The organism is Acrocarpospora catenulata, assembly GCF_018476525.1.
GTDB classification, from domain to species: domain Bacteria; phylum Actinomycetota; class Actinomycetes; order Streptosporangiales; family Streptosporangiaceae; genus Acrocarpospora; species Acrocarpospora catenulata.
The window spans coordinates 1-3,597 of sequence record NZ_JAHCST010000133.1; the positions used below are offsets into that span (position 1 = coordinate 1).

Consider the following 3,597-nt stretch of genomic DNA (forward strand, 5'->3'; position numbering starts at 1 on the left):
GAGGGCGGTGGCCGTCCCGGTCGGGATCGTCGGCGCGGTGTCGACGGTGGCACCCCGGTGTGAGGGCGGTGGCCGTCCCGGTCGGGATCGTCGGCGCGGTGTCGACGGTGGCACCCCGGTGTGAGGGCGGTGGCCGTCCCGGTCGGGATCGTCGGCGCGGTGTCGACGGTGGCACCCCGGTGTGAGGGTGGTGGCCCCAGTGTGGGGGTTTGGGGACTACACCGGGGGCCTTCTTATACCGAGGTAACCTCGACGTTCGACGGGGTGAGGAGGAAGACCTTGTCCGCGATGCGTTCGATCCGGCCCTCGCAGCCGTATGCGAGGCCGGCGGCGAAATCCACCATTCGAGTGGCCTCGGTGGTGGACATGGTGGCGACGTCCATCACCACGCTGTGGCCGTCGCGGAAGTGGCGGCCCACCGTGAGAGCGTCGTCGTATTTTCGTGGGCGTACCATCACGATGCGGGACGGTTCACCCTCGGTGTGCCAGCGCCGGGCCGCTCGCTCCGAAGCCGGAACCCAGTCGTCCTCATACTGCTCCTCGTGGTAAGGCTCCTCATATTGCTCGGCGCCGCCCAGACCAAGATAGCTCGCCACCTTGCGTACTGCCCCCATCGGCTTCGTCCTTTCCGGGTTTGTCCCGACACTTGGGACGCTAACCGACGATTTTCTGTTGCCGACCCGACACGCCACAACCTAGATTTATCTTTGTAGGGTGCTGAACATGCGACTCTTCACCGTGGATTCATTCACCGACCGGCCTTTCAAGGGTAACCCGGCAGCCGTCTGCCTGCTGGAAGCACCGGTAACCGAGTCGTGGATGCAAGAAGTAGCTGCCGAAATGCGGCATTCGGAAACAGCTTTTCTGCTGGGATGGGAGGGGGAGCAGCCGTATTCTCTCCGTTGGTTCACCCCCGCTACCGAGGTGGCCCTGTGTGGCCATGCCACCTTGGCCGTGGCTCATATCCTCTATTCGATCGGCCTCGAAACCGGGCCTATCGCGTTCTCCACCCAAAGCGGCATCCTGTCGGTTGATCGTGACCCGAAAGGGTCTATTACGATGAACTTCCCCGCCAAACCCGCGGTCCCCTGTTCCCCTCCTGATGGTTTGGTGTCCGCGCTCGGGGTTGAGCCGATTTGGGTGGGCCGTAGTGAATTCGATCTCCTGGTGGAGGTTGAATCAGCTGAGGCGGTTCGGGAACTGAATCCCGATATCCAGGCTCTCGCCACCGTGGAAGCTCGCGGCATTATCGTCACCGCGGCCTCACCGGATTCCGACGCCGACTATGTCTCCCGCTTCTTCGCCCCCCGCGTAGGTGTACCCGAAGACCCCGTCACCGGCTCTGCCCACTGCGTCCTGGCCCCCTACTGGTCCGGGCGACTGGGCGTGGCCACACTGACCGCCCACCAACTGTCCCCCCGTGGCGGACAACTCCGAACCACCCTCCTGGGCGACCGGGTCGAGCTGGCCGGCCAGGCGGTAACCATCTGGTCCGGCACCCTGCTGACCTGAAACCTCCTGGGGTTGGTCAGCCACTTGAAGGTCGTTAAGGCAAGTAGGCTGACCCACACGCCCGCGACGGTGAAGGAGCCCCCTGATGACCGCCGACCCAACGATGAGCCGGATCGGCCAGGGGGTGGAGTTGCATCACCACCAAGGTCAGCGTGAAGCCGCTCGCGACTTGTTCGCGCAGATCTGGGACGACATCGGCGGCGAGCAAGGCGACCCGCTGCATGTTTGCGTCCTTGCACACTCGATGGCCGATGTGCAAGACGACGTGCACCAGGAGCTGATGTGGGATCTGCGAGCACTTGCTGCTGCCGATCTGGTCACTGATGAGCGGGTGGCGCAGGCTGGGATGACGCTTTCGGTGGCCGGCTTGTATCCGTCGTTGCACCTCAACTTGAGCGAGTGCTATCGCAAGCTGGGTGATCTGAGTCGCGCCCGCGAGCACCTCCGACAGGCGCAGGCCGAGATCGGCGCGCTTGGCGACGACGGTTATGGGCGGCTCATCAGGGGCGGCCTGGAGCGGCTGGCCAAACAGTTGGGTGACGCTATTTGACTGCGCACCGGCGAATTCACCGCACTAGCTGTTGATCTTCTTCGTGGCCGCTTTGAGCCGGGTACCCCCAGGCGACCCAAGATTTCGGGCACCTCCCCGGCTGTCGGATGCCGCTCGGGGTCGGCTTCTTCAAGGGCCATGACCCGCTTGGCGCTGATCGGAGTCGGTTTCCTGAAGGGCCATGACCCGCTTGGCGCTGATCGGAGTCGGTTTCCTGAAGGCCCATGACCCGCTTGGCGCTGATCGGAGTCAGTTTCCTCAAGGCCCATGACCCGCTTGGCGCTGATCGGAGTCAGTTTCCTCAAGGCCCATGACCCCCTTGGCGCTGGTGCCGGCCCGGCGGGCGAACTCCCGGACGCTGATGCGTCGGAAGGTGTTTCGGCCGAAACAGCCGGATACCGCCGAGGAGTCGAGGACTTGCGGGATACTCTGTTGCTTCGATGAAGACGGCGCTGACAAGGTCTTCGTCATGTCTACCTTTTCCGCATATGACGGGACCAAGCTCGCCTACCACGTGTCTGGGGAAGGTCTTCCTTTAGTCTGTCTGCCGGGTGGTCCGATGCAGGACTCGGATTACCTGGGGGAACTCGGTGGGTTGTCGGCGCATCGGCAGCTGGTCCTGGTGGATCCTCGCGGGACCGGCCTGTCGGCGATACCGCAGGACACTTCCTCCTACCGGTGTGACCGGCTTGTCGACGATGTCGAGGCGCTGCGTGAACATCTTGGCCTTGACCGGCTGGATCTCCTCGCCCACTCCGCCGGCACCAACCTCGCGGTGTTGTACGCGTCCCGTCATCCCGAACGCGTCCGCAGGCTGGCCCTGATCACTCCAAGCACCAGGGCTGTAGGCATGGAGGTAACCGGGGAATCCCGGCTAGAGACGGCGCGGCTCCGGAAGAACGAGCCCTGGTACGGTCCAGCCTTCGAAACCCTCGAAGCAATGGTGGCCGGCAACGCCACCGAGGCCACGCGGGAGGCCATCAACCCCTTCTTCTACGGCCGATGGGACGCGAAGGCACAAACTCACCAGGCGGCCCAGGACGGCCGTCGTAACGATGACGCAGCCGCTCTCTTCGGCGCTGAGAGCGTATTCAACCCGGACACCACCCGTACGGCCCTGGCCACGTTCACCGCGCCGGTCCTCGTCCTCGCCGGAGAGTTCGACCTGAACACACCTCCCTCCGCCGCCGCCGAACTCGCCACCCTCTTCCCGAACGCCACGTTCGTCATCCAGCCAGAATCCGGCCACTTCCCCTGGATCGACGCTGCCGGCCCATTCGTGGCGACAACCGCGACATTCCTGGACTGACAACACCTGAACGAGGAAGCGGCATCTACCGCAGGCCCTGGCCGACGAGGGGTGGCATCTCCTTCAGTCCCTGGCCAACGAGGGGTGGCATCTTCCTCAGTCCCTGGCCACGATCGTTCGACGATCTGGCCATGACCGGGCCTGGGAACTGGTCCTCCGTCCCACTCCTACCGGACCTCGAGGACTGCTTCCACGTGGTGGCTGATGTCCGTAGCGGGTGGGCGGG

The 3,597-nt window shown here is 64.4% G+C and carries 4 protein-coding genes; 3 read left to right on the plus strand and 1 reads right to left on the minus strand.

Annotated elements, in window-relative coordinates:
- Positions 1-233 precede the first annotated feature (233 nt).
- The gene (locus KIP79_RS45925; protein ID WP_214111388.1) at positions 234-614 is read right to left on the minus strand and encodes a cell division protein SepF; all 381 of its coding nucleotides are present in this window, start codon (positions 612-614) and stop codon (positions 234-236) included.
- Between the two features lie 109 nt (positions 615-723).
- Here KIP79_RS45925 and KIP79_RS45930 point away from each other — a divergent pair, with 109 nt between their 5' ends.
- The 3 genes from KIP79_RS45930 to KIP79_RS45940 all read left to right on the plus strand — a co-directional run bounded on the left by KIP79_RS45930 (position 724) and on the right by KIP79_RS45940 (position 3,371).
- Entirely contained in the window at positions 724-1,512 is a 789-nt protein-coding gene (locus KIP79_RS45930; RefSeq protein WP_214111389.1) for a PhzF family phenazine biosynthesis protein, read from the plus strand.
- A gap of 85 nt (positions 1,513-1,597) precedes the next feature.
- Positions 1,598-2,062: a hypothetical protein gene (locus KIP79_RS45935; protein ID WP_214111390.1), complete on the plus strand. Its 465-nt coding sequence runs from the start codon at positions 1,598-1,600 to the stop codon at positions 2,060-2,062.
- 310 nt (positions 2,063-2,372) lie between these two features.
- Positions 2,373-3,371 carry an alpha/beta fold hydrolase gene (locus tag KIP79_RS45940; protein WP_250214960.1) on the plus strand — a complete coding sequence of 333 codons (999 nt, stop codon included), beginning with the start codon at positions 2,373-2,375 and terminating at the stop codon, positions 3,369-3,371.
- Positions 3,372-3,597 lie beyond the last annotated feature (226 nt).

Bases quoted from the DNA above. Each gene is read 5' to 3' on its own strand.
- KIP79_RS45935 (WP_214111390.1), top strand. From the start codon at position 1,598: ATGACCGCCGACCCAACGATGAGCCGGATCGGCCAGGGGGTGGAGTTG.
- KIP79_RS45940 (WP_250214960.1), top strand. From the start codon at position 2,373: ATGACCCCCTTGGCGCTGGTGCCGGCCCGGCGGGCGAACTCCCGGACG.
- KIP79_RS45925 (WP_214111388.1), bottom strand. From the start codon at position 614: ATGGGGGCAGTACGCAAGGTGGCGAGCTATCTTGGTCTGGGCGGCGCC.
- KIP79_RS45930 (WP_214111389.1), top strand. From the start codon at position 724: ATGCGACTCTTCACCGTGGATTCATTCACCGACCGGCCTTTCAAGGGT.